We start from the raw sequence: 24,196 nt of genomic DNA on the forward strand, positions 1-24,196 counted from the left end.
AAGACTCCCATGTTCGAACGCCTGATCCAGTTTGCCATCGAGCAGCGCATCATCGTGCTGCTCGCCGTTCTGCTCATGGCCGGCCTCGGCATCGCCAGTTATCAGAAACTGCCGATCGACGCCGTGCCCGACATCACCAACGTCCAGGTACAGATCAACACCGGCGCCGCCGGGTTCTCGCCGCTGGAAACCGAGCAGCGCATCACTTTCCCGATTGAAACCGCGATGGCCGGTCTGCCGTCACTCGAACAGACCCGATCGCTGTCGCGCTCCGGCCTGTCGCAAGTGACAGTGATCTTCAAGGACGGCACCGACCTGTTCTTCGCCCGCCAATTGGTCAACGAGCGCTTGCAGATCGCCAAGGAGCAATTGCCCGAAGGCGCGGAGGCGGTCATGGGGCCGATTTCCACCGGCCTCGGCGAGATCTTCTTATGGACGGTGGAAGCCAGGGAGGGCGCACTGAAGGACGACGGCACAGCCTACACGCCGACCGATCTGCGGGTGATTCAGGACTGGATCATCAAGCCGCAATTGCGCAACGTGCCGGGCGTGGCCGAGATCAACACCATCGGCGGTTTCGCCAAGGAATACCAGATCGCGCCGGACCCGAAACGGCTGGCGGCGTACAAGCTCACGCTGACCGATCTGGTCACCGCGCTGGAACGAAATAACGCCAACGTCGGTGCCGGTTACATCGAGCGCAGTGGTGAGCAATTGCTGATACGCGCTCCGGGGCAAGTGGCGAGCACCGAGGACATCGCCAACATCGTCATGGCCAATGTCGACGGCACACCGATCCGGGTGAAGAACGTCGCTACGGTGGAAATCGGTCGCGAACTGCGCAGCGGCGCGGCCACGGAAAATGGCCGGGAGGTGGTGCTCGGCACCGTATTCATGCTGATCGGCGAGAACAGCCGCACTGTTTCGCAAGCGGTCGCCAACAAGCTGGAACAGATCAATAAATCCTTGCCCCAAGGCGTGATTGCCGTGCCGGTGTACGACCGCACGCACCTGGTCGACAAAGCCATCGCCACGGTGAAAAAGAACCTCATCGAAGGCGCGATTCTGGTCATCGCGATTCTGTTTCTGTTCCTCGGCAACATCCGCGCGGCGCTGATTACCGCCATGGTGATTCCGCTGTCGATGCTGTTCACCTTCACCGGGATGTTCAGCAATAAGGTCAGCGCCAACCTGATGAGCCTCGGCGCGCTGGACTTTGGCATCATCGTCGACGGCGCGGTGGTGATCGTCGAAAACACCCTGCGAAGGCTGGCCCATGCGCAGCAGCATCACGGGCGTTTGTTGACCCGTGCCGAGCGCTTCAAAGAGGTGTTTGCGGCGGCGAAAGAAGCGCGACGTCCGCTGATTTTCGGCCAGTTGATCATCATGGTCGTGTACCTGCCGATCTTCGCCCTGAGCGGTGTCGAAGGGAAAATGTTCCACCCGATGGCGTTCACCGTGGTCATCGCTTTGCTTGGCGCGATGCTGTTGTCGGTGACCTTTGTGCCGGCGGCGATTGCGCTGTTCGTGACCGGCAAGGTCAAGGAAGAAGAGGGCGCGGTGATGCGCGGCGCACGTCGTGTGTATGCGCCGGCGCTGGCGTGGGTGATGTCCCATCGCGCCGTTGCTGTTGGCGCGGCGCTGGGGGTGATTGTGCTCAGCGGCGTACTCACCAGTCGCATGGGCAGCGAGTTTGTGCCGAGCCTCAGCGAGGGTGATTTTGCGCTGCAAGCGCTGCGCGTGCCGGGCACCAGCCTGACGCAATCGGTGGACATGCAGCAACGCCTGGAGACGTTGATTCTGGCGAAAATGCCGGAAGTCGAACGCGTCTTCGCCCGTACCGGCACGGCGGAAATCGCTTCTGACCCGATGCCGCCGAATATCTCTGACAGCTACGTGATGCTCAAGCCGAAAGAGCAGTGGCCGGATCCAGGCAAATCCCGCGAAACCTTGATGGCGGAACTGCAAACTGCTGCGGCGACGTTGCCGGGCAGCAACTATGAACTGTCGCAACCGATTCAGTTGCGCTTCAACGAGCTGATCTCCGGTGTACGCAGCGATGTTGCGGTGAAGGTCTTTGGCGATGACATGGAGGTGCTCAATGCCACGGCGGCGAAGATTGCCGCAGCGATGCAGAAGGTCGATGGCGCCTCTGAGGTGAAGGTCGAGCAAACCACCGGGTTGCCGGTGCTGACCATCAACATTGATCGCGATAAAGCCGCGCGTTATGGGCTGAACGTCGGTGATGTGCAGGACACCATTGCCGTCGCGGTGGGTGGACGGCAGGCGGGGACGTTGTATGAGGGCGATCGGCGTTTCGACATGGTTGTGCGTTTGTCCGATGCCATGCGCAAGGACATCGACGGCTTGGCGGCGTTGTTGATTCCGGTGCCGGCGGTGACTGGCGCGGCGAATCAGATCGGCTTTATTGCGCTGCAAGAAGTCGCCAGCCTCGACCTGGTGCTCGGGCCGAATCAGGTCAGCCGCGAGAACGGCAAGCGTCTGGTGATTGTCAGCGCCAACGTGCGCGGGCGTGATATCGGTTCATTCGTCAGCGAGGCCGGCGCAGTGATCGAACGTGATGTGCAGGTGCCGGCCGGTTACTGGACCAGTTGGGGCGGGCAGTTCGAACAACTGCAATCGGCGGCCAAACGCTTGCAGATTGTCGTGCCGGTGGCGTTGCTGCTGGTGTTCGGCCTACTGTTCATGATGTTCAACAATCTGAAGGACGGCTTGCTAGTGTTTACCGGGATCCCGTTTGCGTTGACCGGGGGCGTCATGGCGTTGTGGGTGCGCGATATTCCGCTGTCGATTTCGGCGGGGGTCGGGTTTATCGCGTTGTCCGGGGTGGCGGTGTTGAACGGCTTGGTGATGATTGCGTTTATTCGCAATTTGCGCGAGGAGGGGCGTTCGCTTTCGGATGCGATTCACGAAGGTGCTCTCACTCGTTTGCGGCCAGTGTTAATGACAGCACTGGTGGCGTCGCTGGGGTTTATTCCGATGGCGCTTGCCACCGGCACCGGCGCCGAAGTGCAGCGGCCGCTCGCTACCGTAGTGATCGGCGGAATCCTCTCCTCGACGATTCTCACACTGCTGATCTTGCCGGCGCTCTACCAACTCGCCCATCGCCGGGATGAGGACACCGTTCCATCTGAATAGGTAATCCCCCCTGTAGGAGTGAGCCTGCTCGCGATAGCGGTCTATCAGTCAGATCTACATTGACTGACCCACCGCTATCGCGAGCAGGCTCACTCCTACAGGTTTTGTGTTCGACTTCAGAAGAGGGCCCGGGAGATAACGGATATGTAATTTCCCCGCCACCGTCACGAAAGGTGCGCCTTGTTACCTTGATCCCGTCAGCTACTTAAACGAGGAATCAAAGATGAAACTTGCCCAACTCAGTGCTTTCGCAGTCGCTCTGGTGATCTCTTCCGTGGCCCTGGCCGAAGGCGGCGGCGACCGTACTTTCGAGCGGATGATGACCAACAACGACCGCTCCATGGAGCTGTTTGTCGCCAAGGAAAAAGCCGCCGGCAACCCGGTTGTCGTCACTGACAAGAAAGACGACAAAACCCGCGATCTGTAAGCCTGCTGCAGCTGAACAAGCCCTTCATCGCGCATCGATGCCGGGCTTTTTTTACGCCCGGACGGGAAGGAAATGGATATGAAATTACTCAAGTTGATCGCATTCGCCGCTGTCATGGCGATGTCACTGAATGTGCTGGCTGAAGGCGGTGGTGACCGCACCTTTGAACGCGCGCTCAGCACCAACAGCAAAGCCATGGAACAGTACGCTGCCAATCAGGGCAAAGCGCCGCCGGTGGTGAAGGATTACGAATACGGCATGAAGCTGGACGTGGTCAAAGTGGTGAGCGTGGTGAAGCCGCAGCCTGGGTGCAAAGTGGTGCCCACCGCGATGACCTACGAGGATTCCAAAGGTCAGATCAATACCATCAAGTACAGCGTGATGGGCGTGTGTCGGAACGGCGGCAGCTGAAATCTGTAACGTCTAAACGCGGTCCCCTGTAGGAGCTGCCGAAGGCTGCGATCTTTTGACTTTAATGTTAAAGATCAAGATCAAAAGATCGCAGCCTTCGGCAGCTCCTACACGTTCTGTGCGCGGGAGACTTCGAGTCTGTCGGGTTTGCTCAGTTGCCCGGGTTCCAATCTGCGTACAGCTGCCACCCTTTCGCTTGGAACCGAAAGGGCCAACTCCACTTTCAAACTGAGTAAAACATTATGAAAAAGCCAACCCCAAATCCCCCAGAAACAGACGCAATCCCCGACGCCAACTCAACATCCCCCTACGCCTCCGTCGACACCCGAAAACTCCACGAAGCCGCCGACCGCGCCCTCGACTTCTAGCTCAAACCGTCGGCCGCCATCATGTCCGCACCGTACATCCCCAACCAGATGTTCCTGGTCAATCCCAAAGACGACACCGAATCATTACTGGCCAACGTCAGCGAATCCCTGGCCTCGGCCACAGTGATGCTCGGCGACTTCGCCGCGCTGTTGGGCGGCACCCATCGCGAGACCCTGCTGGGTATCGCTCAGGTCGTCATGCTCGGCGAACTGGCGGTGAACGAAGCACTGGATAACGTCGATGTCCACCGCATAACCCTTGTAGGAGTGAGCCTGCTCGCGATAGCGTCGGTACAGCCAACATCTTCATCGACTGGCCCAGCGCCATCGCGAGCAGGCTCACTCCTACAGTTGACCGAGTGAAGTCCAGACATAAAAAAAGCGCCCCGAAGGACGCCAAAGGATTCACCTCTTACCAAAGGAGCAAGGAGCTTCTAAAGGTGAATTTGCATCAACCGCGCAATCAAAGAATCGCCAACGGATACTCGACAATCACCCGCACTTCATCCAGATCCGACTCGAACGCCGTGGCGCGGGTGGTGGCCTGGCGCAAGCGCAGTGACAGGTCTTTCATCGAACCGCTTTGCACCACGTATTTGACTTCGATATCGCGCTCCCAACGCTTCTGATCGGTCAGCGGATTGCCCTCGGCATCGCGGCGCATGTACACCGCGTTGGCGTTGGAATAGTCGGCATCCGTACCGCGCGCGTAACGGGTCATGAACGACAAACCCGGTACGCCGTAAGTGCTCATGTCGAGGTCATAACGCGCCATCCACGAACGCTCTTTCGGCGAGTTGAAGTCGCTGTACTGGATCGAGTTGTCGAGGAATATCGAATCGGACTGGCGCAGGTAATCGAAGTCGTCATTGCCGTTGTTGCGCTGGTGGGAGAGGGCGACCGAGTGGGCGCCGAGCTTCACGCCAATGCGCGCGCTCCAGATGTTGTTGTCGAATTCGCCGAGCAGTTGTTTGCCTTCATCGACGGCCTTGTAATAGTTCAGGCCACCGAACAGCGACACATCATCGGACAGTGGATAGGTCCAAGCGGTACCGGCGTAATACTGATTCCACGCGTCTTTGAGGCGACTGGAATAGAGGCTGACGCTGAGGTTCTTGTTCAGCGCATAGTCGCCGCCGCCATAAGCAATCCACGGTGAGTTGACCGGTCCGGCGTAGAACGTCGCGAAGTTTTCACGCATGTCGCTGGACACCGGCTGGCTCATTGCATGCAGTCGCCCCCCCTGTACCGACAGACCTTCGATGCTGGTGTTGGTCGCCGTTACACCGCGAAAGCTTTCCGGCAGCAAGCGTGAGTCACCTGCCGCGACAACCGGGTTGGCCGGGAATACATCGCCGATCCTGAGCACCGTATCAAACGCCCGCACTTTTGCCGCACCACCGACCTTGGTGTATTCATCCCGCGCCTCGCCGTCGCTGTTGACCGGTAGCACATCAAACGAGCTGCGACCACCATTGCGCCCGTCGCCGGTGTCGAGCTTCAAGCCGATCATTGCAAATGCATCAACACCCACCCCGACGGTGCCTTGAGTGAAGCCGGATTCGAACTTGCCGATCAGCGCATGTGCCCAGGCTTCTGAATAGCCATTGCCTGTAGGGCTGGACTGGCCGTTGCGGTGATCTCGATTGAAGTACAAGTTGCGGTTGAGTAGCGTCAGGCTGCTGCCTTCGATAAAGCCTTCCGGCTTGTCCTCCGCCAACACTATGGATGGTGCGCAACCAGCCACTACCGCTAATGCGGCCATCGACATTCTTGAATTGTTAACCATCATTCACTCCTGAGGTTGGGCAGAACGGGAACGTGCTTCGGCGTGGGTTTTATTGTGCGGCGGGCAAGGCAAGGGCCGCCGGGACGGTCGCCGGGTGACATCGTTGCAGGCTGCTGATAACGCCAAGGTGATGAGGGCGTTACAATTTCGTCATGTGCAGGTGTATCGATTCAGATCCGCCAACCCGAAAATGTGGCGAACGCGCAGGGCGACAAACGGTCGATAGTGGCCACTGAATCAACACGGTTTTACCCGGTCGTATGGGCGGCTGCGCGCACCGCGTCCCGAAGGTGAGGGCGTGGGCAGCGCGGCCGATTCCGTCGTCAAGACCTTGGTTTTAGGGATGTGTTGAATGAAGCGCGCAACAACGATGCTGCTGACTGTGACCGCCGCCGTATTGCTCGGTGGCTGTGTCGCGGATTTTGATGATGACCACCGCCATGGCCGGCATTACGACCGCGATCACGGGCGCAATTACGATCATGATCGACGCTGGGACGACCGCGATGACCGCCGCGATGGCCGTCGTTACTATCGTGATCGGGATGATGACTGATTGATTGACCGGCCAGAGGGCGTTCCCGTCAAGGAACGCCCTCTGTCATTGCCTCTCAATTAAAAATGAGCGCTCGCCTGGACGCTGGATCGCGCAGGCCTTGAGGCCTCGATGTCCAGCAAATGGGTGGCGAGAATGTCGCTCAGAAAGCGGAATTGATCGTTGATGCCGACCACTTCATTGCTGAAATGGTTGCTCGCAGCAGGCATCAGCAGATCGTCGAAATCTTCGTTGAACACCAGCGCCTGAGTCTTGTGCGATACGGCGTGCTGATCGTAATAGTTGCTGCCGAACACCGGGAAACTCACGGAGAGTGTGACGTGGGTGTGAATCATGTTGTGAACTCCTCGTTGTGTCTCGGATGGGGCAATCGTGCCTTTCGTTGGCTGCGAGCGGAAGGCATTCGTGGCGATGGTGAATATCGACGGCAGTGATGGTCCGGGTTTTCGGGTGTCGCTGATGGCGCCATCGCGAGCAGGCTCACTCCTACATTTGAAATGCATTCTTCTGTAGGAGTGAGCCTGCTCGCGATGGCGCCAGACCAGGCAAAACCGGACAAACGGCCTTAAACCCACACCTATACTCAAATCTGTCTCCCCGGATCTTCAAGGACACCCTCACCGTGAATCCGCGTGCGCTGCTCGTCGCCGCCCTGTTGCTACTGGCCGGTTGCGCCACCTCGGCGCGGGCACCGGTGTCAGCGCCGCAAGCCGTGTTCGTCTCGCCGCAGACCTGGCAGCAGATCGACCGCGAAATCATCAGCGCTTCGCAGCAGTCCACCGAGCAGGTCAAGCTGTTCGCCCGTGGCTCGATGGAACATTGGCGTACTCGCGTCTATCAGCAAACTGAAGAAAATTTCATCCCGTGGTTCAGCAGCTACTGGACCCAGGAATGGCTATCGATGAAGGTCAGTTGGTACACGGTCAGCGCTGGCGGCGAACAGGACGCTTCAGCCAAGCGCCTGGCGGCGTATCTGCTTGAGCAATATCAGGAAAGAGTGCTGGCGCCGGTGGCGGTGGAGATCGACCCGGACGCGATCCTCGGACAGGCCACCGAGTTTTATACGCAACTGATGGCCAAACAGATGCCGCTCATCGCCCAGCGTCACGGCGTGCCGGTCGCGCAGCTCAACGGGCATTTGCAGAAGATCCCGGCCATCGCCCTCGGCCCGCCGCCGGCACGGGATGCGTCGCTGCTGCAAGTCATCAGCATCGCGCCGTTGAACACCTTGCCGGCGTATGCCGCGCTGATCGACAAGATCCACACCGAGGGTGGCGCCAAGGGCATTGCCTCGACGGATGCCGGCATGGCCCCGGTGGCCAAGCGTGCCAGCCAGCGGATGGAGGCGGAAATGGCCCCGCGCGGGGCTGCCAGTGCGGTTGCCGCCGCTGCAGGTAAATTGGCTGGCGGGCTGATTTCGGTGGGTGTGGCGGGCATCCGCGCGATCATCCAGGCCAATGATCGGCCCGACAGCGAAGCGTTGATCCGCAGCAGCCTTGGCAGCACCTTCGACAAAGCCTGGCTGAAACTGGTGCAGAACCCGACGACTGGCGTCATGGCCGGCACATTGCACATGGCCGGGCAGGTTGAGCGCAATCTGGGTGAGGGCGATGAGCCGTCGGTCGGGTTGGGTGTGAATCATGTCGAATGGCAACCGCCGCAATCGACCAGTCAGCAGATCGAACCCAACGTACAAGGAGAATGATCATGGCTTACATCGATATTTTTGTGGCGCCGGTGCCGACTGCCAATCGTGAGCAGTACAAAAAACACTGCGATATCGCGGCAAAACTGTTCAAGGAATACGGCGCGCAGGACGTGGTGCAGTGCTGGGGCGATGACGTGCCGGACGGCAAAATCACGTCATTTCCGATGGCGGTCAAACTCGAGGAAGGCGAAACGGTTTCGGCTGGTTGGCTGATCTGGCCGGACAAAGCCACCCGTGATGCCGGCATGGCAAAAATGATGGAAGACCCGCGCATGCAACCGGACGTCAACCCGATGGGGTTTGACGGCCAACGGATGATCTTTGGCGGCTTTAAAATCATCCTCGAACCCTGAGGCCAGCGCAAATCTCTTGTAGGAGTGAGCCTGCTCGCGATCGCGGTGGGTCTGTCAATTAAGCATTGAATGTGCAAACGCCATCGCGAGCAGGCGAAGGCCTACAGGTTTTGTGTTCACTCCGATGTGGGGGTGATACGGCAGCTTTTGCGCTCGCGGATCTGCTCGTCCGTCGGGCGTTCGCGGACGAATTCAAAGCGCGGCTCACCCTCGCTGTAGTGCACCAGCCAGCCCCATTCCAGTTCCTTCTCATCCTGCCCGGGATGCGGCGGGCGGGCCCACCACGGTTCTTTGCTGAGGATCTCGCGCATGGCCGCCTCCGGTTTGATGGCAATCCTTGAACTATAGCTGCCTGTCGCGAGTCGTCAGATCAGGCTGTGTAGAATCCGGCAGGTCACGATGAACAGGGGAGCAGGGCCATGACCGATGAAACAAAGCGACTGTTTTTCGCCCTCGATTGCCCTCCGGTGCAACGCAAGGCGATTGCACAATGGCGAGCAGAGCTGGGCTTGCGAACCGGCAAACCGGTACCGGCCGACAATTTTCATCTGACGCTGCTGTTTCTCGGCGCGGTGCCATTGGCGCAGATCAACGAAGTCTGCGAGGCCGCCGGGCAAGTGCGTACGCCGGGTGAGGCGTTGAAGATTGCGCTGGATCGCTTGCAGGTCTGGCATCGCGCCGGGGTGTTGTCGCTGGCGCCGGAGCAGGCGCCGCAGGCGTTGTTGCGCCTGGTCTATGCGCTGGAGGAGGCGATGTTGCCTTTTGGCTTTGAAGAGACGCCTCGCGAGTTTCGCCCGCATCTGACGCTGGCCCGTGAGTACCGCGCGCCGGAGCCGGAATCCGCTACGCCGCCGGCGTTTTTTCTGCGCGCTGAACGCTTTGCTTTGTTCGAATCACACAAGGGCCGCTATCGGATTTTGCAAGACTGGCCGCTGATCTGAAGGTACAAAAAAAGGCGCCCGAGGGCGCCTGAGAATTCACCTGAACCGAGGGAGCCAGGTGAGGCCGTTCATAGCAGGGTGCAGCGGTGGTAAGGCGCTGCGTGAACGGGAAATTTTTCAGCACTGCATTGCTTCATTGTGGGAGCGAGCCTGCTCGCGAAGGCGTCGGCACATCCAATATTTTCGTCGCCTGTCTTACCGCTTTCGCGAGCAGGCTCGCTCCTACATTGTTGATCATCGGTGTTTTTATTTACCGAGCTTCACCCGGGTCCAGCCACGGGTCATGATCCGCTGGGTGGCAATCGGTTGATCCGGCACCGCATACAACGTCGCCATCACCGCTTGCGACGGGTACGAGCCCGGGTCGTTGCGGATCGCTTCATCCACCAGTGGCGTCGCCGCTGCGTTGGCGTTGCTGTAGCCGTTGCTGTTGGTGATCTCGGCGATGATGTCCGGACGCATCAGGAAGTCCATGAACAGGTAGGCGTTCTCGACGTTGGCGGCATCGCGCGGGATGGCGACCATGTCGTAGAAGCTGCCGGCGCCTTCCTTGGGAATGCTGTAGTCGATCACCACGTTGTTGCCCGATTCCACCGCGCGGGCCTTGGCCTGCAGCACGTCACCGGAGTAACCGACCGCCACGCAGATGTTGCCGTTGGCCAGATCGGAGATGTATTTCGAGGAATGGAAGTACGCCACGTTCGGGCGAATCTTCATGAACAGCGCCTCGGCTTCCTTGATGTGCGCGGTGTCCTTGTCGTTCACCGGATAGCCCAGGTAGTGCAGGGCGGCCGGGATCATTTCCGTCGGCGAGTCGAGGAAACTGATGCCGCAGGCTTTCAGTTTTTCAGCGTTTTCCGGTTTGAACAGCAAGTCCCAGGAATTGGTCGGGGCGTCGGCGCCGAGCACTTCCTTGACCTTGGCCGGGTTGAAACCGATGCCGATCGAGCCCCACATGTACGGGAACGCGTGGGCGTTGTCCGGATCACTGGCGGCGGCGTTTTTCAGCAGCACCGGGTTGAGATTCTTCCAGTTCGGCAGCTTCGATTTGTCCAGCGTCTGATAAACGCCAGCCTTGATCTGCTTGGCCAGGAAACTGTTCGACGGCACGACCAGGTCATAGCCGGATTTGCCCGCCAGCAAGCGCGCCTCAAGGGTCTCGTTGCTGTCGAAAACGTCGTAGGTCACGCGGATGCCGGTCTCGTCTTCGAACTTCTTGACGGTGTCCGGCGCGATGTAATCTGACCAGTTGTAAACACGCAGCACCTTGTCGTTGGCCTGGGCGCCCATGACCATTGCGCCCATTAAGGACAGTGTCAGCAGAGTCCTGCCAAACATTTTCATCGGTACAACTCCATTCTTTTTATTCACATTGCACGAAGCCCCCTCACCCTGACCCTCTCCCGAGGGAGAGGGGACTGACCGAGGGGCTGACTATATTTGTGTAGGAGCTGTCGAGTGAAACGAGGCTGCGATCTTTTGATCTTCAAAAACAACGTCAAAAGATCGCAGCGTGCCGCGGCTCCTACAGGGTTATGCGGTGGCGGCTTGTTGCGGTTGCTGCCACGACTCATTCGCGGTTTGATCCATCGCTTCCTGAATCGCCCGTTTGCGGTTGGCTTCTGCCTTGCGGCCGAAGTACCAGACCAGGAAGGTCACCAGCGACACCGCCAGCAGAATCAGGCTGGCCACGGCGTTGATTTCAGGCTTCACGCCCAGACGCACGGCCGAGAACACTTCCATCGGCAAGGTCGTCGAACCCGGCCCGGAAACGAAGCTCGCCAACACCAGGTCATCCAGCGACAGGGCGAACGACATCATCCCGCCCGCCGCCAGCGACGGCGCGATCATCGGAATGGTGATCAGGAAAAACACCTTGAACGGTTTCGCACCGAGGTCCATCGCCGCTTCTTCGATCGACAGATCCAGCTCGCGGAGGCGGGCGGAGACTACCACCGCGACATAAGCGGCACAAAACGTGGTGTGGGCGATCCAGATGGTGACGATGCCACGCTCCTGCGGCCAGCCGATCAACTGTGCCATCGCCACGAACAGCAGCAACAGCGACAGACCGGTGATCACTTCAGGCATCACCAACGGCGCGGTCACCAGACCACCAAACAGCGTACGACCCTTGAAGCGCGTCACACGAGTCAGCACGAAAGCGGCGAGGGTGCCCAACGCCACTGCAGCAATCGCGGTGTAGCAAGCGATTTCCAGCGAGCGCACCACCGAGCCCATCAGCTGCGTGTTGTCGAGCAAGCCGACGTACCACTTCACCGACCAGCCGCCCCACACGGTCACCAGTTTGGATGCGTTGAACGAGTAGATCACCAGAATCAGCATCGGCAGATAAATGAACATCAAACCGAAGATCAGCATGAACTTGGAAAAATTGAAGCGTTTCATCCCCGCGCCTCCATTTCTTTGGCCTGACTACGGTTGAACAGCAGAATCGGCACAATCAGGATCAACAGCATCACCACTGCCAGCGCAGATGCTACCGGCCAGTCGCGGTTATTGAAGAACTCTTGCCACAGCACGCGACCGATCATCAGCGTCTCCGGGCCACCGAGCAGCTCCGGAATCACGAACTCACCGACCACCGGAATGAACACCAGCATGCAGCCAGCAATAATGCCGTTCTTGGCCAGCGGCACGGTGATTTTCCAGAAGTTGTTGAAGTTGCTCGAGCCCAGATCCTGCGCGGCTTCCAGCAAGCTACCGTCGTGCTTCACCAGGTTGGCGTACAGCGGCAACACCATGAACGGCAAATACGCGTACACGACACCGATATACACGGCAGTGTTGGTGTTGAGGATCTCGATCGGGTGATCGGTCAGCCCGGTCCACATCAGAAACGCGTTGAGCAAACCGTTGTTGCTGAGGATGCCCATCCACGCGTAAACGCGGATCAGGATCGCGGTCCAGGTCGGCATCATGATCAACAGCAGCAGGACGTTTTGCGTTTCCTTGCCGGTCTTGGTGATCGCGTAAGCCATCGGGAAACCGATCAGCAGGCACATCATCGTGCTCAGCGCCGCGACCTTCAGCGAACCGAGGTACGCCGACAGGTACAGCTCGTCTTCGCCGAGCATGGTGTAGTTGCCGATGTTGAGCAGCAGCTGGAATTTCTGTTCGGCGTAGGTGTAGATCTCCGAGTACGGCGGGATCGCCAGTGCGGCTTCCGAGAAGCTGATCTTCATCACCAGGAAAAACGGCAGCATGAAGAACAGGAACAGCCAGATGAACGGGATGCCGATCACCAGTTTTCGCCCGCTGGGCACCAGGCGCAGGAATTGCTGATTGAAGGTTTTCATGAGCGCAGTACCACGCCGCTGTCGTCTTCCCACCACACGTAGACCTTGTCGTCCCAGGTCGGACGCGCGCCGCGGCGTTCGGCGTTGGCCATGAACGACTGGACGATTTTGCCGCCGGGCAATTCGACGTAGAACACCGAGTGACCGCCGAGGTAGGCGATGTCATGCACCTTGCCTTCGGACCAGTTGTAGCGGAACTCGGGTTGAGTGGTGCTGACGAGCATTTTTTCCGGACGGATCGCGTAGGTGACCGACTTGTCCTGCACCGAAGTGCTGACGCCGTGACCGACGTAGATCTTCTGCTGCAAGTCCGGGCTGTGGATGATCGCGTGACCTTCAAGGTCTTCCACCACGGTGCCATCGAAGGCGTTCACGTTGCCGATGAACTCGCAGACCATGCGGCTGACCGGTGCTTCATAAATGTCGATCGGGCTGCCAATCTGCGCGATCCAGCCGAGGTGCATGATCGCGATGCGCTCGGCCATGGTCATGGCTTCTTCCTGGTCGTGAGTGACCATCACGCAGGTCACGCCGACGCGTTCGATGATCTGTACCAGCTCCAGTTGCATCTGCGAACGCAGCTTTTTATCCAGCGCACCCATCGGCTCGTCGAGCAGCAACAGCTTCGGACGCTTGGCCAGCGAGCGGGCGAGGGCGACGCGCTGACGCTGGCCGCCGGACAACTGGTGCGGACGGCGTTTGGCGTATTGAGTCATGTGTACAAGGCGCAGCATTTCATCGACACGGGCGTCGATTTCGCTGGCGGGCAAACGGTCCTGCTTGAGGCCGAAGGCGATGTTCTGCGCGACGGTCATGTGTGGGAACAGCGCGTAGGACTGGAACATCATGTTGATCGGCCGCTCGTACGGCGGCATGTCGGTGATGTCCACGCCGTCGAGCAGAATCCGCCCTTCGGTCGGGCGCTCGAAACCGGCGAGCATGCGCAGCAGGGTCGATTTGCCCGAACCGGAGCCACCGAGCAGGGCGAAGATTTCGCCCTGATGGATCTCCAGGGACACATCGTCCACGGCTACGGTTTCGTCGAACTTCTTGGTGACACGATCGACTTTCACCAGCACCTTTTTCGGTTGCTGATGACCTTCAAGTGCCTTCCTGTAAGTGCTGGAGGCGTTTGCCATGTGAAACTCCCAACAGGTTTCGTTCGCCGGGCCAATGTGGCCGGGCTTAAGTGGATTGCAAGCCTGTAAGCACTGCTCTGGTCGAATCGCCGCAATACCCTGTGGGAGCTGGCTTGCCAGCGATGGCGGTGGGTCAGTCACCATTAATGTTGAAGGTGACGGCCTCATCGCTGGCAAGCCAGCTCCCACAGGGTTTTGCATTGTTCTGACAGGTATTGCACTTACCGATCCGGCTTGGTCGGCGCCGCCGTCCTGGCTGCCTGGGTCGTACTTGTTGTTATTACGGGTGTTGTTGTTCACGGATGACGGATGTGCGCAGGCACACCCGACGTCCGTGGGGGCAGTAAATCGTTATGTATTCTTTGCTTGGGTCAGCGCTGGTTGCGCTGCGCCGCCCGTTGTCGGCAAGCCGCGCCGAATGCCTGGAAAATCTTCAGGTAGTTCGGGTTGTCGAGCACTTGCCATTCCGGGTGCCATTGCACGCCGAGGGCGAAGGTCGGGCTGTGTTCGACCGAGACCGCCTCGATCAAACCGTCCGGCGCCACTGCTTCGGCACGCAGGCCGGGGGCGAGGCGGTCGATGCCCTGGCTGTGAATCGAGTTCACCTGGAACTCGCCCGGCAACTCCAGCGCTTCGAACACGCCGCCGGCCAATACCGTCACGGCATGGGCCGGTGCGTATTGCACGGCCACATCCGGGCTGTCGGCTTCGCGGTGATCGAGCATGCCCGGTAGCTCGTGCACCTTCTGATGCAGGCTGCCGCCGAACGCCACGTTCATTTCCTGGAAGCCACGGCAGATGCCGAGCACCGGAACGCCCGCCGCGATGGCTGCACGCAATAAAGGAAGGGTGGTGGCATCCCGCGCCGGATCATGATCCGTGCCGGGGGCGCTGGCCGGGCCTTGATAGTGGAAGGGTTCCACGTTCGAGGGCGAACCGGTCAGCAGCAGACCGTCGAGTTGACCGAGCAGGTCTTCGATTTCAGTCAGCTTGCCAAGGGAAGGAATGACCACTGGCAGCCCTTCAGCGCCAACGCTGACAGCACGTACGTACTTGTCGCCGCTGATGTGATAGGGGTGCAGGCCAATCTGTTTGACGCACGCAGTAACGCCGATCAATGGCTTGAATGCCATTTTTATTCACCTCGAAGTTTGACACTTGAACGAGCTTTTCCGGAGCTTAGCCTCGTTGATTTTAATTAACAACTGCCATGTAAAAAATTCTAAACGCCGTTCATCATATCTTCATGATTCTCGGGGCTCTGGCGCCTGTATTGGCACGCAAGTGTTAAAAAAAGCCCGAAAAATAAACCCTGAGCGGCCATCTGTTCGCTATTGACTTCACTTTGCCGTTCGGGTTGACTGGCTCGGCGAAACAGCAGTGAACATAATAATTAACAGCTAAATAGGTGCATCATGTCGGTCCCTCTGCGTACCGTTCAACTCAACGAAGCAAACGCATTCCTTAAGAAATATCCTGAGGTTTTGTACGTCGACCTTCTGATTGCGGATATGAACGGTGTGGTGCGCGGCAAGCGCATCGAACGCACCAGTCTTCATAAGGTTTACGAGAAAGGCATCAACCTGCCGGCCTCGCTTTTCGCCCTCGACATCAATGGCTCCACGGTGGAAAGCACCGGCCTGGGTCTGGACATCGGCGACGCCGACCGCATCTGCTACCCGATCCCCGGCACCCTGAGCATCGAGCCGTGGCAGAAGCGCCCAACCGCACAACTACTAATGACCATGCACGAAATCGAAGGCCAGCCGTTCTTCGCTGACCCGCGTGAAGTGCTGGCCAACGTCGTACGCAAATTCGATGACCTCGGGCTGACCATCTGCGCAGCATTCGAACTCGAGTTCTATCTGATCGATCAGGACAACGTGAACGGCCGTCCACAATCGCCACGTTCGCCGGTGTCCGGCAAGCGTCCGGTGTCGACTCAGGTCTATCTGATCGACGATCTCGACGAATACGTCGATTGCCTGCAAGACATCCTCGAAGGTGCGAAAGAGCAGGGCATCCCGGCTGACGCGATCGTCAAGGAAAGCGCCCCGGCGCAATTCGAAGTCAACCTGCATCACGTCTCCGACCCGATCAAGGCGTGCGACTACGCCGTCCTGCTCAAGCGTCTGGTGAAGAACATCGCCTACGACCATGAAATGGACACCACCTTCATGGCCAAGCCGTATCCGGGCCAGGCGGGCAACGGTCTGCACGTGCACATTTCGATCCTGGACAAAGAAGGCAACAACATCTTCGCCAGCGAGGATCCCGAGCAGAACGCCGCACTGCGTCACGCGATCGGCGGTGTGCTGGAGACCCTGCCTGCGCAAATGGCGTTCCTCTGTCCGAACGTCAACTCGTACCGTCGTTTCGGCGCGCAGTTCTACGTACCGAACTCGCCAAGCTGGGGCATCGACAACCGCACCGTTGCGGTACGTGTGCCAACCGGTTCGGCCGACGCCGTGCGTATCGAGCATCGCGTGGCTGGCGCTGACGCCAACCCGTACTTGCTGATGGCTTCGGTGCTGGCCGGTATTCACCACGGTCTGACCAATCAGATCGAGCCGGGCGCACCGGTCGAAGGCAACAGCTACGAGCAGAACGAACAGAGCCTGCCGAACAACCTGCGTGACGCATTGCGCGAGCTGGACGACAGCGAAGTCATGGCCCGCTACATCGACCCGATGTACATCGACGTGTTTGTCGCGTGTAAGGAGAGCGAGTTGGCCGAGTTCGAGAACTCGATCTCTGACCTTGAGTACAACTGGTATCTGCATACGGTTTGATTGGCTGAGGCCCTCAAAAGCTGAAGAGCCCCTCACCCTAATCCTCCCGAAACGTCGGACCGCCCCGAGGGAGAGGGGACTGACCGGGTTGTATCGATATATCCGGCGACCTGAACGATCCAGTCGATTATGGATTCGGCAAAGATTTTTCAGGTCGGCGGAGATTCTGAGCATCCCCGAATCGGTCCCCTCTACCCCTGGGAGAGGGCTAGGGTGAGGGCAGCCATCCCAAGCCAGACATCGCAGCCAGACAACACCCCCAAATCCCCCTTGTCGAGCCACAACAATGACAACGACCCGCAACGACTGGGAACAACGCTTCCAGTCCCTGACCATCGAAGCCCGCGCATTCATCAACGGTGAATACCGCCCGGCCATCAGTGGCGACACGTTTGAATGCCTGAGCCCCGTCGACGGCCGTTTCCTCGCCTCCGTGGCCAGCACCGATGAAGCCGACGCCAACCTCGCCGTTGAAGTCGCGCGCCAGTCTTTTGAATCCGGCGTGTGGGCGAAAAAAGCCCCGGCCGAGCGCAAGCGCATTCTGATCCGCTTCGCCGATCTGATCCTGCAGAACCAGGAAGAACTGGCGCTGCTGGAAACCCTCGACATGGGTAAACCGATCAGCGATTCGATGAGCATCGACATCCCGGCGACCGCCAACGCGATCCGCTGGAGCGCCGAAGCCATCGACAAGATCTACGACGAAGTCGCCGCCACACCCCACGACCAACTGGGCCTCGTCACTCGCGAGCCTTCCGGTGTGGTCGCGGCCATCGTGCCGTGGAACTTCCCGTTGATCATGGCCAGCTGGAAGTTCGCCCCGGCGCTGGCAGCGGGCAACTCGTTCATTCTCAAGCCATCGGAAAAATCGCCACTGACCGCAATCCGCATCGCGCAGTTGGCGCTGGATGCCGGCATTCCGAAAGGCGTGTTCAACGTGCTGCCTGGCTTCGGTCACACCGTCGGCAAGGCATTGGCGTTGCACATGGACGTCGACGTGCTGGCCTTCACCGGCTCCACGGCGATTGCCAAACAGCTGATGATTTATGCCGGCCAAAGCAACATGAAACGCGTCTGGCTCGAAGCAGGGGGCAAGAGCCCGAACGTGGTGTTTGCCGACGCACCGGACTTGCGCGCGGCAGCACAAGCGGCGGCCGGCGCCATTGCCTTCAACCAGGGCGAAGTGTGCACGGCGGGTTCGCGCTTGCTGGTCGAGCGTTCGATCCGTGAGCAGTTCATTCCACTGTTGGTGGAAGCGCTGCAAGCGTGGAAACCGGGTCATTCACTGGATCCGGCGACCACCGTCGGTGCCGTGGTCGATCAGCGTCAACTCGATAACGTGCTGCGCTACATCAGCATCGGTCGCGAGCAGGGCGCCGAGCTGATCGCTGGCGGCCAACGCACCCTCGAAGAAACCGGCGGCCTCTATGTGCAACCGGCGCTGTTCGACGGCGTGACCAACGCGATGACCATCGCCCAGGAAGAAATCTTCGGCCCGGTGCTGTCGCTGATCACCTTCGACACCGCTGAAGAAGCGCTGCAGATCGCCAACGACAGCATCTTCGGCCTCGCCGCCGGCGTGTGGACCAGCAACCTCAGCAAGGCGCACACCTTCGCCCGTGGCCTGCGTGCCGGCAGCGTCTGGGTCAACCAGTACGACGGCGGCGACATGACCGCACCGTTCGGTGGCTTCAAACAGTCGGGCAACGGCCGCGATAAATCGCTGCACGCGTTCGACAAGTACACCGAGCTGAAAGCGACCTGGATCAAGCTCTGACTCTATTACAGCGGTGGTCGCCTTCTATTGGCGGCCCTCGGAGAAACGTATGAAACAGCAACACGTAAACAGCTACTACGCCGCCACCCGCAACGAAGTCATCGACTTCCCGGTTCTGGAAGAATCGGTCGAGTGCGATGTCTGCATTATCGGCGCCGGTTACACCGGCCTGTCCTCGGCGCTGTTCCTGACCGAAGCCGGCTACAAAGTGACGGTGCTGGAGGCGGCGAAAGTCGGCTACGGCGCCAGCGGTCGCAACGGCGGTCAACTGGTCAACTCCTACAGCCGCGACGTCGACGTGATCGAAGAGCGCTACGGCGACAAGACCGCGGAAATCCTCGGCAGCATGATCTTCGAAGGCGCCGATATCATCCGTTCGCGCATCAAGGAATACGACATCCAATGCGACTACCGCCCGGGCGGCATCTTCGCAGCGATGAACAAGAAACAACTCAACGGCCTGGCTGAGCAGAAGCGCGGCTGGGAACGTTATGGCAACAACAATCTGAAGATGCTCGACGCGGCTGACATTCGTCGTGAAGTCGGTTCCGATGCTTACGTCGGCGGTCTGCTGGACATGCAGGGTGGTCACGTTCACCCGTTGAACCTGGCGCTCGGTGAGGCGGCTGCGATCACGCGTCTGGGCGGCAAGATTTACGAGCAGTCCGCAGCCGTCGAAATCAAATACGGCGAGCCGAACGTTGTGCGCACCGCCAAAGGCCAGGTGCGCGCCAAGTACCTGTTGATCGCCGGCAACGCCTACCTGCCGCAAGGTCTGGATAACCGTGTGACCGCGAAAAGCATGCCGTGCGGCTCGCAGATCGTCGTCACCGAGCCGTTGACCGAGAAGCAGGCGCGCAGCCTGATCACCAACAACTACTGCGTCGAAGACTGCAACTACCTGCTGGATTACTACCGTCTGACTGCCGACAACCGTCTGTTGTACGGCGGTGGCGTGGTCTACGGCGCGCGTGAACCGGACGACATTGAACAACTGATCCGCCCGAAGATCCTCAAGACCTTCCCGCAGCTCAAAGACGTCAAAATCGACTACCGCTGGACCGGCAACTTCCTGCTGACCATGTCACGCATGCCGCAATTCGGCCGTATCGAAAAGAACGCCTATTACATGCAAGGCTACAGCGGCCACGGCGTCACCTGCTCGCACCTGGCCGGCAAACTGATCTCGGAAATGATCCGTGGCGACGCCGAGCGTTTCGATGCGTTCGCCTCGTTGCCACACATGCCTATGCTCGGCGGTCGCACCTTCTCGGCGCCACTCACCGCCCTCGGTGCCGTCTACTACTCGCTGCGCGACCGCTTCGGCCTCTAGGTTACCTCCCCGGCGGCGGTCCCAAGACCCCGCCGGTTTTTTACCTGCCAGTACATGCACCATCAATCTGACTGAAACAACCCAGATCAAAATGTAGGAGTGAGCCTGCTCGCGATGAGGCCAGCTCAGCCACCATCCCTCCCACAGAAACACCACAAACCCTGTGGGAGCGAGCCTGCTCGCGAAAGCGGTCTATCAGTCAAAAAAGATGTTGAATGTGCCACCCAATCGCGAGCAGGCGAAGGCCTACAGGTCCGTATTACCAAGGCAACAAGAACTTTTGCCCCACCGTCCATCGAACCTGCTGAGCAACACCGGCAAACGTGATTTAATAGCCGCCTTTCACGGTTCCGGGACACGGGAGCAACGTGATCCGCGCCCCTCGCGCGGCACCCGCCACCCACCCCCATTACCCGTGGGTCTGCGCGAGAACCGCCGAGCGGCGATCAGGCAAGGCAAAAACAGGCGAGGAAGCGGAGTGTAGGGCCCTACATGAGCATTCCGAGCCTGTTTTTAACGCAGCATGATCGTCGCGCAGGCAGTTTTCGCGCAGAGCCTAAGTACTTCTCACATAAGGCAGTCATGGATACGGGTTCTCGACTCAAACTAGTACGCGAAAGCTACAAACTCTCCCAGCGCGAGCTGGCCCGGCGTAGCGGCGTGACCAATGCCACCATTTCCCTGATCGAACAGAATCGCGTCAGCCCCTCCGTCAGCTCCCTGAAAAAGCTGCTCGAAGGCATACCGATGTCCCTGGCCGACTTCTTCACCTTCGACCAACCCCCGCGCGAACACCAATACGTCTTCCGCGCCAACGAACAACCCGACCTCGGCCGCCACGGCCTGCGCCTGCTCCTGATCGGCGCCTCCGTACCCAGCCGCCAGATGCGCTTGCTGCGCGAGCAATACGCACCGGGTGCGAGTTCCGGGGAAGAGCCGATTGTGCATGCCGAGGGCGAGGAGTGTGGGCTGGTGACGCGTGGCACGGTTGAGTTGACTGTGGATGGGTCGGTGAGTGTGTTGAATGCTGGGGATGGGTATTACTTTCCGACGACGCTGCCGCATAAGTTTCGGAATATCGGGGCGGATGAGGCTGAGATTATTAGTGCGAATACGCCGGCGAATTTTTGATGGCAATAGATTCTTGTGGAGTTTAAGTTTAACTAAAATCCGGCACTTAGCGCCGGATTTGTATGATGCACTGTGATCGTTTTTGGTTTGGCTATTTTGCCGGCGGCGGCGGTGTATAGCTTTCGAGTCCATGGACGTGATTTAGCTTTTTCGCGTTTGGATTAGGCTTTGGTTTTTCGGACGATGGAGGAGACGGAGGCTTGGGGTTGGAGTGGTTGTTTTGTTCGCTCATGTTTTTTACTCTTGGTAAAGTGAAATTAAAAAGTACAATGAAATGGAGGCCGAAAGAAACCAAGTGGCGCAACATATTTCTTTGTAAGCGAGTTCGAGATGGCGTGCTTTTTGAGTAAGTGTTCTCCTTGTCTCTGTAATTGCCTCTCTACAATAATTTGCGAAGCAGCTGTATATGGTTAGCATGTCCTCTTCTTCTATTATTGAAATGGCAGTGTCATCGATCTCAACTGTTGAAATTCTAGTTAGTCTAATAGTTCTGAAAATTTTGTGCCAAGCAGAAAATAAAGCAATGTAAGTTATGATTATTAGTGTTATGAATGCGACTTTTAAAGAGCCGTTTGTTGTTATTATTGTGGGTTTTGATGCGCTTATTAGCGCAGTGTAACCTACGATGATCACGCTTAGGATATTGAGGAATTTAGCCGCCTTTTCATCAAGTTTTCTATATCTTTCAACCTCTTCGTCTAAAGTTTTTTTTGAGAATTCATATAAAAATTTGTATCGTTCCATTTTATGGTTCTTTGTGCTTAAGTGAAAAGGTGACAGATTAATCTTGTTGATGAACTGTTACCGTTGGTGGCTATTTATTTTTAGGGTTAGCTGCATCACTTCGCTTGTCGCGAACTTAGCCATCGTTATTTCTGGAGCGAGGCTGCTCACCACCGCCTGGCTTCGGTACAGTCACGTTTGGGTTAAAAGGTCTTCTGTCTGTCATTTTTTCTTCCTTACATTAATTGAAGGGATACATGAAAAAACACAGCCTTGATTCACTAAATATTCGGTGGTTTAAGTCTCACCGAACTGCTGATGGCCAATGGCTTATCCGAACGCTATCAAATCGCTATCGCTATTTCCATCCCTTATTGTGGAAAAATGGCTATCGAAAAATGGGGTAGCGGAATGACCTCCACATCCTGCTCCTGCTCTTACTACGATGCAGCCTCAAACCCCCGTTGCTCAATCACTCGAAACACATCACTCACATCCTGCACCATGATCCTGGCGATGTTGGTGACTGTGTTGATGTCGTGCTCAGCATAGTCAGGTAGGCGAGTGCAGGCGATGAGGTCGAGGTATTTGAGGACGGCGTTGAGGCGTTCGGCTGCGCAGGCGTGGAGATCGCGTAGTGGGGCGTTAGCGTCGATAAGGAGGACGCGGTTGTCGGTGGCGGGGTGGGACATGTGGGCGTAGTGGTGGAGCGGTGTTTTGATCGTCATAGGTTGCACTCTTCGATGGGTCAGGAAGTGCCACCTTTCTGCTGCGAAACAAATGGGTGGCAGCTGTATGCGGGTTCGCAGACCGGAGAAGAGTCAAACCGGCAGACCCGAAAGTCTCCCACACACAGCCGCCATAAAATGAAGCGGTGGCGGATTTTGCCACAGTTGTCATTTAGCGGTGTGTGTCACTTCTGAGGGCTGCGAAACCCATCGCCAACTGCGGTCAGCGACAGACCCACTCTAGGCAGCAATTCCGGCAGCGACAACCGACCTGTAGGACGTGATACGCGTACCTGTGGCGAGGGAGCTTGCTACCGCTCGGCGACGCAGTCGTCGTAATTCGGGGCGTGCGGTGTGTCGGGGGAAACGGACTAGCTGGTTTTGGATCTGTTTCGCAGCCCAGCGGGAGTAAGTTCCCTCGCCACACGGGGTGTTTTCCTACGAAGATTTCAGACATCGAAATTGCGCGAGCCTTTAGGCGATAACTATTGGTGTGGCGCACAGCACCTTCTTCGCACACCCTCTTCCAATGCTGTAACCGACCTTGGCCGTTACGACCGGCGCCTGTTGCTGATCGGCCTCTCCGTGCGCAGCCGCCAGATGCGTTTGCTGTGCGAACAACACGCACCGGGCGAAAGTTCTGGGGAAGAGCGGATTGTGCATGCGGAAGGCGAGTAGTGCGAGCTTGTCACCCGTGGCACGGTTAAGTCGACCGAGGATGGGACGATGAGCGTGTTGAGTGCGGGGGATGGGTATTACTTTCCGACGACGCTGCCGCATAAGTTTCGGAATATCGGTGCGGATGAGTCGGAGATTATTAGCGCGAATACGCCGGCTAAACTCTGGCTGGTGTCTGTAAGAAGTGTCGTAGGGTGTGAATAATCCGACATCTGTTTGGGTGTCGGATTTTTTTATTAATTTTTATTTTGATCGGGGCAGGTCGCTGCTTTGGACTCGACCAGTTCTATTGGGAAACGTTTGTAAGAGTTTTCGTGAAGTGCTGTAAGACGAGTATGAGTTTTTACTGGGGATTTAGTCAAGAAGTGCTCGTCCTTTCTGGTTATGTGTATATTGATTTTGTTTTGGTCTTTCACTAATTGTTAACGTGAGTGGAGATATGTTAATTCGAGAGTTTGGTGTTGTTATTGGTCTTTTTGTTGTCACTCTTCTTCTCAGTGCGCTGTATAGTGCTTTGCTGGTGCATAATTTGGAAAAGGTTGTTCCCCTGAGTGGTGTTGTCAGAAAAGTTATTTTGGGTGTTGTTTTTTCTGGAATGTTGTTTATTAATTTTCGTTATTTTTTTGTTGGGGAGCTTGCGGGGTGGCTTGGTCGAGATGCAGGGGCAGAAGAAACTCCAGTAATTGTCGGCTATATTTACATTTTTGTTTCTGCATTGTTTTGCGCTGAGATTGTGGTTAGATTCATCGTTCAATTTATCGGTGGTGGCTTCGATTTTACCGATCTTCATCGTGGCGTCATAGGTATAGTGGTGTTTGTAATAGTTTTTATTTGGCTCTGGTTGCGTACAATAGATTTATGAT

Annotated in this window: 22 protein-coding genes and 2 pseudogenes; 14 read left to right on the forward strand and 10 right to left on the reverse strand. The window is 57.8% G+C overall.

Annotated elements, in window-relative coordinates; all coding sequences use genetic code 11:
* The first annotated feature begins 9 nt into the window (after positions 1 to 9).
* From CQ009_RS03685 to CQ009_RS03705, 4 genes and pseudogenes are all read left to right on the forward strand, one after another.
* Positions 10 to 3,159 (forward strand): CusA/CzcA family heavy metal efflux RND transporter, encoded by a 3,150-nt coding sequence (locus CQ009_RS03685; RefSeq protein ID WP_064389304.1) that lies wholly within the window; start codon positions 10 to 12, stop codon positions 3,157 to 3,159.
* A 223-nt stretch (positions 3,160 to 3,382) separates the two neighbouring features.
* Positions 3,383 to 3,586, forward strand: a complete 204-nt coding sequence (locus CQ009_RS03690; protein WP_064389305.1) for a co-regulatory protein PtrA N-terminal domain-containing protein — start codon at positions 3,383 to 3,385, stop codon at positions 3,584 to 3,586.
* Between the two features lie 78 nt (positions 3,587 to 3,664).
* Positions 3,665 to 3,997, forward strand: a complete 333-nt coding sequence (locus tag CQ009_RS03695) for a DUF2790 domain-containing protein (RefSeq protein WP_105704900.1) — start codon at positions 3,665 to 3,667, stop codon at positions 3,995 to 3,997.
* Between the two features lie 242 nt (positions 3,998 to 4,239).
* Positions 4,240 to 4,608: pseudogene (locus CQ009_RS03705) on the forward strand (DUF6124 family protein); the annotation flags it as partial.
* Positions 4,609 to 4,828: 220 nt separating this feature from the next.
* Here CQ009_RS03705 and CQ009_RS03710 read toward each other — a convergent pair.
* A complete protein-coding gene (locus CQ009_RS03710; protein WP_105704901.1) occupies positions 4,829 to 6,154 on the reverse strand; it encodes an OprD family porin in 1,326 nt (441 codons plus the stop codon).
* 352 nt (positions 6,155 to 6,506) lie between these two features.
* On the opposite strand from CQ009_RS03710, the gene CQ009_RS03715 reads away from it, so the two are divergent.
* Positions 6,507 to 6,710, forward strand: coding sequence for a hypothetical protein (locus CQ009_RS03715; protein WP_007918829.1), 204 nt, complete (start codon positions 6,507 to 6,509; stop codon positions 6,708 to 6,710).
* Between the two features lie 59 nt (positions 6,711 to 6,769).
* Here CQ009_RS03715 and CQ009_RS03720 read toward each other — a convergent pair whose 3' ends face one another.
* A complete protein-coding gene (locus CQ009_RS03720; RefSeq protein WP_064389308.1) occupies positions 6,770 to 7,045 on the reverse strand; it encodes a hypothetical protein in 276 nt (91 codons plus the stop codon).
* A gap of 287 nt (positions 7,046 to 7,332) precedes the next feature.
* Between CQ009_RS03720 and CQ009_RS03725 the strand changes: the two genes are divergently transcribed.
* A complete protein-coding gene (locus CQ009_RS03725; protein ID WP_105704902.1) occupies positions 7,333 to 8,415 on the forward strand; it encodes a hypothetical protein in 1,083 nt (360 codons plus the stop codon).
* 2 nt (positions 8,416 to 8,417) lie between these two features.
* Positions 8,418 to 8,771 carry a DUF1428 domain-containing protein gene (locus CQ009_RS03730; RefSeq protein WP_105704903.1) on the forward strand — a complete coding sequence of 118 codons (354 nt, stop codon included), beginning with the start codon at positions 8,418 to 8,420 and terminating at the stop codon, positions 8,769 to 8,771.
* A gap of 116 nt (positions 8,772 to 8,887) precedes the next feature.
* On the opposite strand, the gene CQ009_RS03735 is transcribed toward CQ009_RS03730, so the two are convergent.
* Positions 8,888 to 9,082: a hypothetical protein gene (locus CQ009_RS03735; RefSeq protein ID WP_105704904.1), complete on the reverse strand. Its 195-nt coding sequence runs from the start codon at positions 9,080 to 9,082 to the stop codon at positions 8,888 to 8,890.
* A gap of 108 nt (positions 9,083 to 9,190) precedes the next feature.
* On the opposite strand from CQ009_RS03735, the gene thpR reads away from it, so the two are divergent.
* Positions 9,191 to 9,712: an RNA 2',3'-cyclic phosphodiesterase gene (gene thpR, locus CQ009_RS03740; protein ID WP_105704905.1), complete on the forward strand. Its 522-nt coding sequence runs from the start codon at positions 9,191 to 9,193 to the stop codon at positions 9,710 to 9,712.
* A 246-nt stretch (positions 9,713 to 9,958) separates the two neighbouring features.
* Here the strand turns inward: thpR and CQ009_RS03745 are convergent, their stop codons facing one another.
* The 5 genes from CQ009_RS03745 to CQ009_RS03765 form a co-directional block, all read right to left on the reverse strand.
* Positions 9,959 to 11,056 (reverse strand): polyamine ABC transporter substrate-binding protein, encoded by a 1,098-nt coding sequence (locus tag CQ009_RS03745; protein ID WP_105704906.1) that lies wholly within the window; start codon positions 11,054 to 11,056, stop codon positions 9,959 to 9,961.
* Positions 11,057 to 11,245: 189 nt separating this feature from the next.
* The gene (locus CQ009_RS03750) at positions 11,246 to 12,121 is read right to left on the reverse strand and encodes an ABC transporter permease subunit (RefSeq protein ID WP_064389313.1); all 876 of its coding nucleotides are present in this window, start codon (positions 12,119 to 12,121) and stop codon (positions 11,246 to 11,248) included.
* Positions 12,118 to 12,999 (reverse strand): ABC transporter permease subunit, encoded by an 882-nt coding sequence (locus tag CQ009_RS03755; protein WP_177330943.1) that lies wholly within the window; start codon positions 12,997 to 12,999, stop codon positions 12,118 to 12,120. Before CQ009_RS03755 ends, CQ009_RS03750 begins: the two co-directional genes overlap by 4 nt.
* 29 nt (positions 13,000 to 13,028) lie before the next feature.
* Positions 13,029 to 14,171, reverse strand: a complete 1,143-nt coding sequence (locus tag CQ009_RS03760; RefSeq protein ID WP_064389315.1) for an ABC transporter ATP-binding protein — start codon at positions 14,169 to 14,171, stop codon at positions 13,029 to 13,031.
* A gap of 371 nt (positions 14,172 to 14,542) precedes the next feature.
* On the reverse strand, positions 14,543 to 15,304 hold the full coding sequence (locus CQ009_RS03765; RefSeq protein WP_105704907.1) for a gamma-glutamyl-gamma-aminobutyrate hydrolase family protein: 762 nt from the start codon (positions 15,302 to 15,304) through the stop codon (positions 14,543 to 14,545).
* 282 nt (positions 15,305 to 15,586) lie between these two features.
* Between CQ009_RS03765 and CQ009_RS03770 the strand changes: the two genes are divergently transcribed.
* The 4 genes from CQ009_RS03770 (at position 15,587) to CQ009_RS03785 (ending at position 21,204) form a co-directional block, all read left to right on the forward strand.
* The gene (locus CQ009_RS03770; protein ID WP_007918694.1) at positions 15,587 to 16,963 is read left to right on the forward strand and encodes a glutamine synthetase family protein; all 1,377 of its coding nucleotides are present in this window, start codon (positions 15,587 to 15,589) and stop codon (positions 16,961 to 16,963) included.
* A gap of 286 nt (positions 16,964 to 17,249) precedes the next feature.
* The gene (locus CQ009_RS03775) at positions 17,250 to 18,740 is read left to right on the forward strand and encodes an aldehyde dehydrogenase (protein ID WP_064389317.1); all 1,491 of its coding nucleotides are present in this window, start codon (positions 17,250 to 17,252) and stop codon (positions 18,738 to 18,740) included.
* A 49-nt stretch (positions 18,741 to 18,789) separates the two neighbouring features.
* Positions 18,790 to 20,073 carry an FAD-binding oxidoreductase gene (locus tag CQ009_RS03780; protein ID WP_105704908.1) on the forward strand — a complete coding sequence of 428 codons (1,284 nt, stop codon included), beginning with the start codon at positions 18,790 to 18,792 and terminating at the stop codon, positions 20,071 to 20,073.
* A 582-nt stretch (positions 20,074 to 20,655) separates the two neighbouring features.
* Positions 20,656 to 21,204, forward strand: coding sequence for a cupin domain-containing protein (locus CQ009_RS03785; RefSeq protein WP_007950154.1), 549 nt, complete (start codon positions 20,656 to 20,658; stop codon positions 21,202 to 21,204).
* A 237-nt stretch (positions 21,205 to 21,441) separates the two neighbouring features.
* Here CQ009_RS03785 and CQ009_RS03790 read toward each other — a convergent pair whose 3' ends face one another.
* Complete coding sequence (locus tag CQ009_RS03790) at positions 21,442 to 21,948, reverse strand: hypothetical protein (protein WP_105704909.1); 507 nt, start codon at positions 21,946 to 21,948, stop codon at positions 21,442 to 21,444.
* A gap of 419 nt (positions 21,949 to 22,367) precedes the next feature.
* A complete protein-coding gene (locus CQ009_RS03795; protein WP_105704910.1) occupies positions 22,368 to 22,655 on the reverse strand; it encodes a fructose-bisphosphate aldolase in 288 nt (95 codons plus the stop codon).
* Between the two features lie 525 nt (positions 22,656 to 23,180).
* On the opposite strand from CQ009_RS03795, the pseudogene CQ009_RS03805 reads away from it, so the two are divergent.
* Together CQ009_RS03805 and CQ009_RS29750 are read left to right on the forward strand one after the other, a co-directional pair.
* Positions 23,181 to 23,537: pseudogene (locus tag CQ009_RS03805) on the forward strand (cupin domain-containing protein); the annotation flags it as partial.
* 235 nt (positions 23,538 to 23,772) lie between these two features.
* Entirely contained in the window at positions 23,773 to 24,195 is a 423-nt protein-coding gene (locus CQ009_RS29750) for a hypothetical protein (RefSeq protein WP_146117520.1), read from the forward strand.
* Position 24,196 lies beyond the last annotated feature (1 nt).

Source organism: Pseudomonas sp. MYb2, assembly GCF_002979955.1.
Classification (GTDB): Bacteria; Pseudomonadota; Gammaproteobacteria; order Pseudomonadales; family Pseudomonadaceae; genus Aquipseudomonas.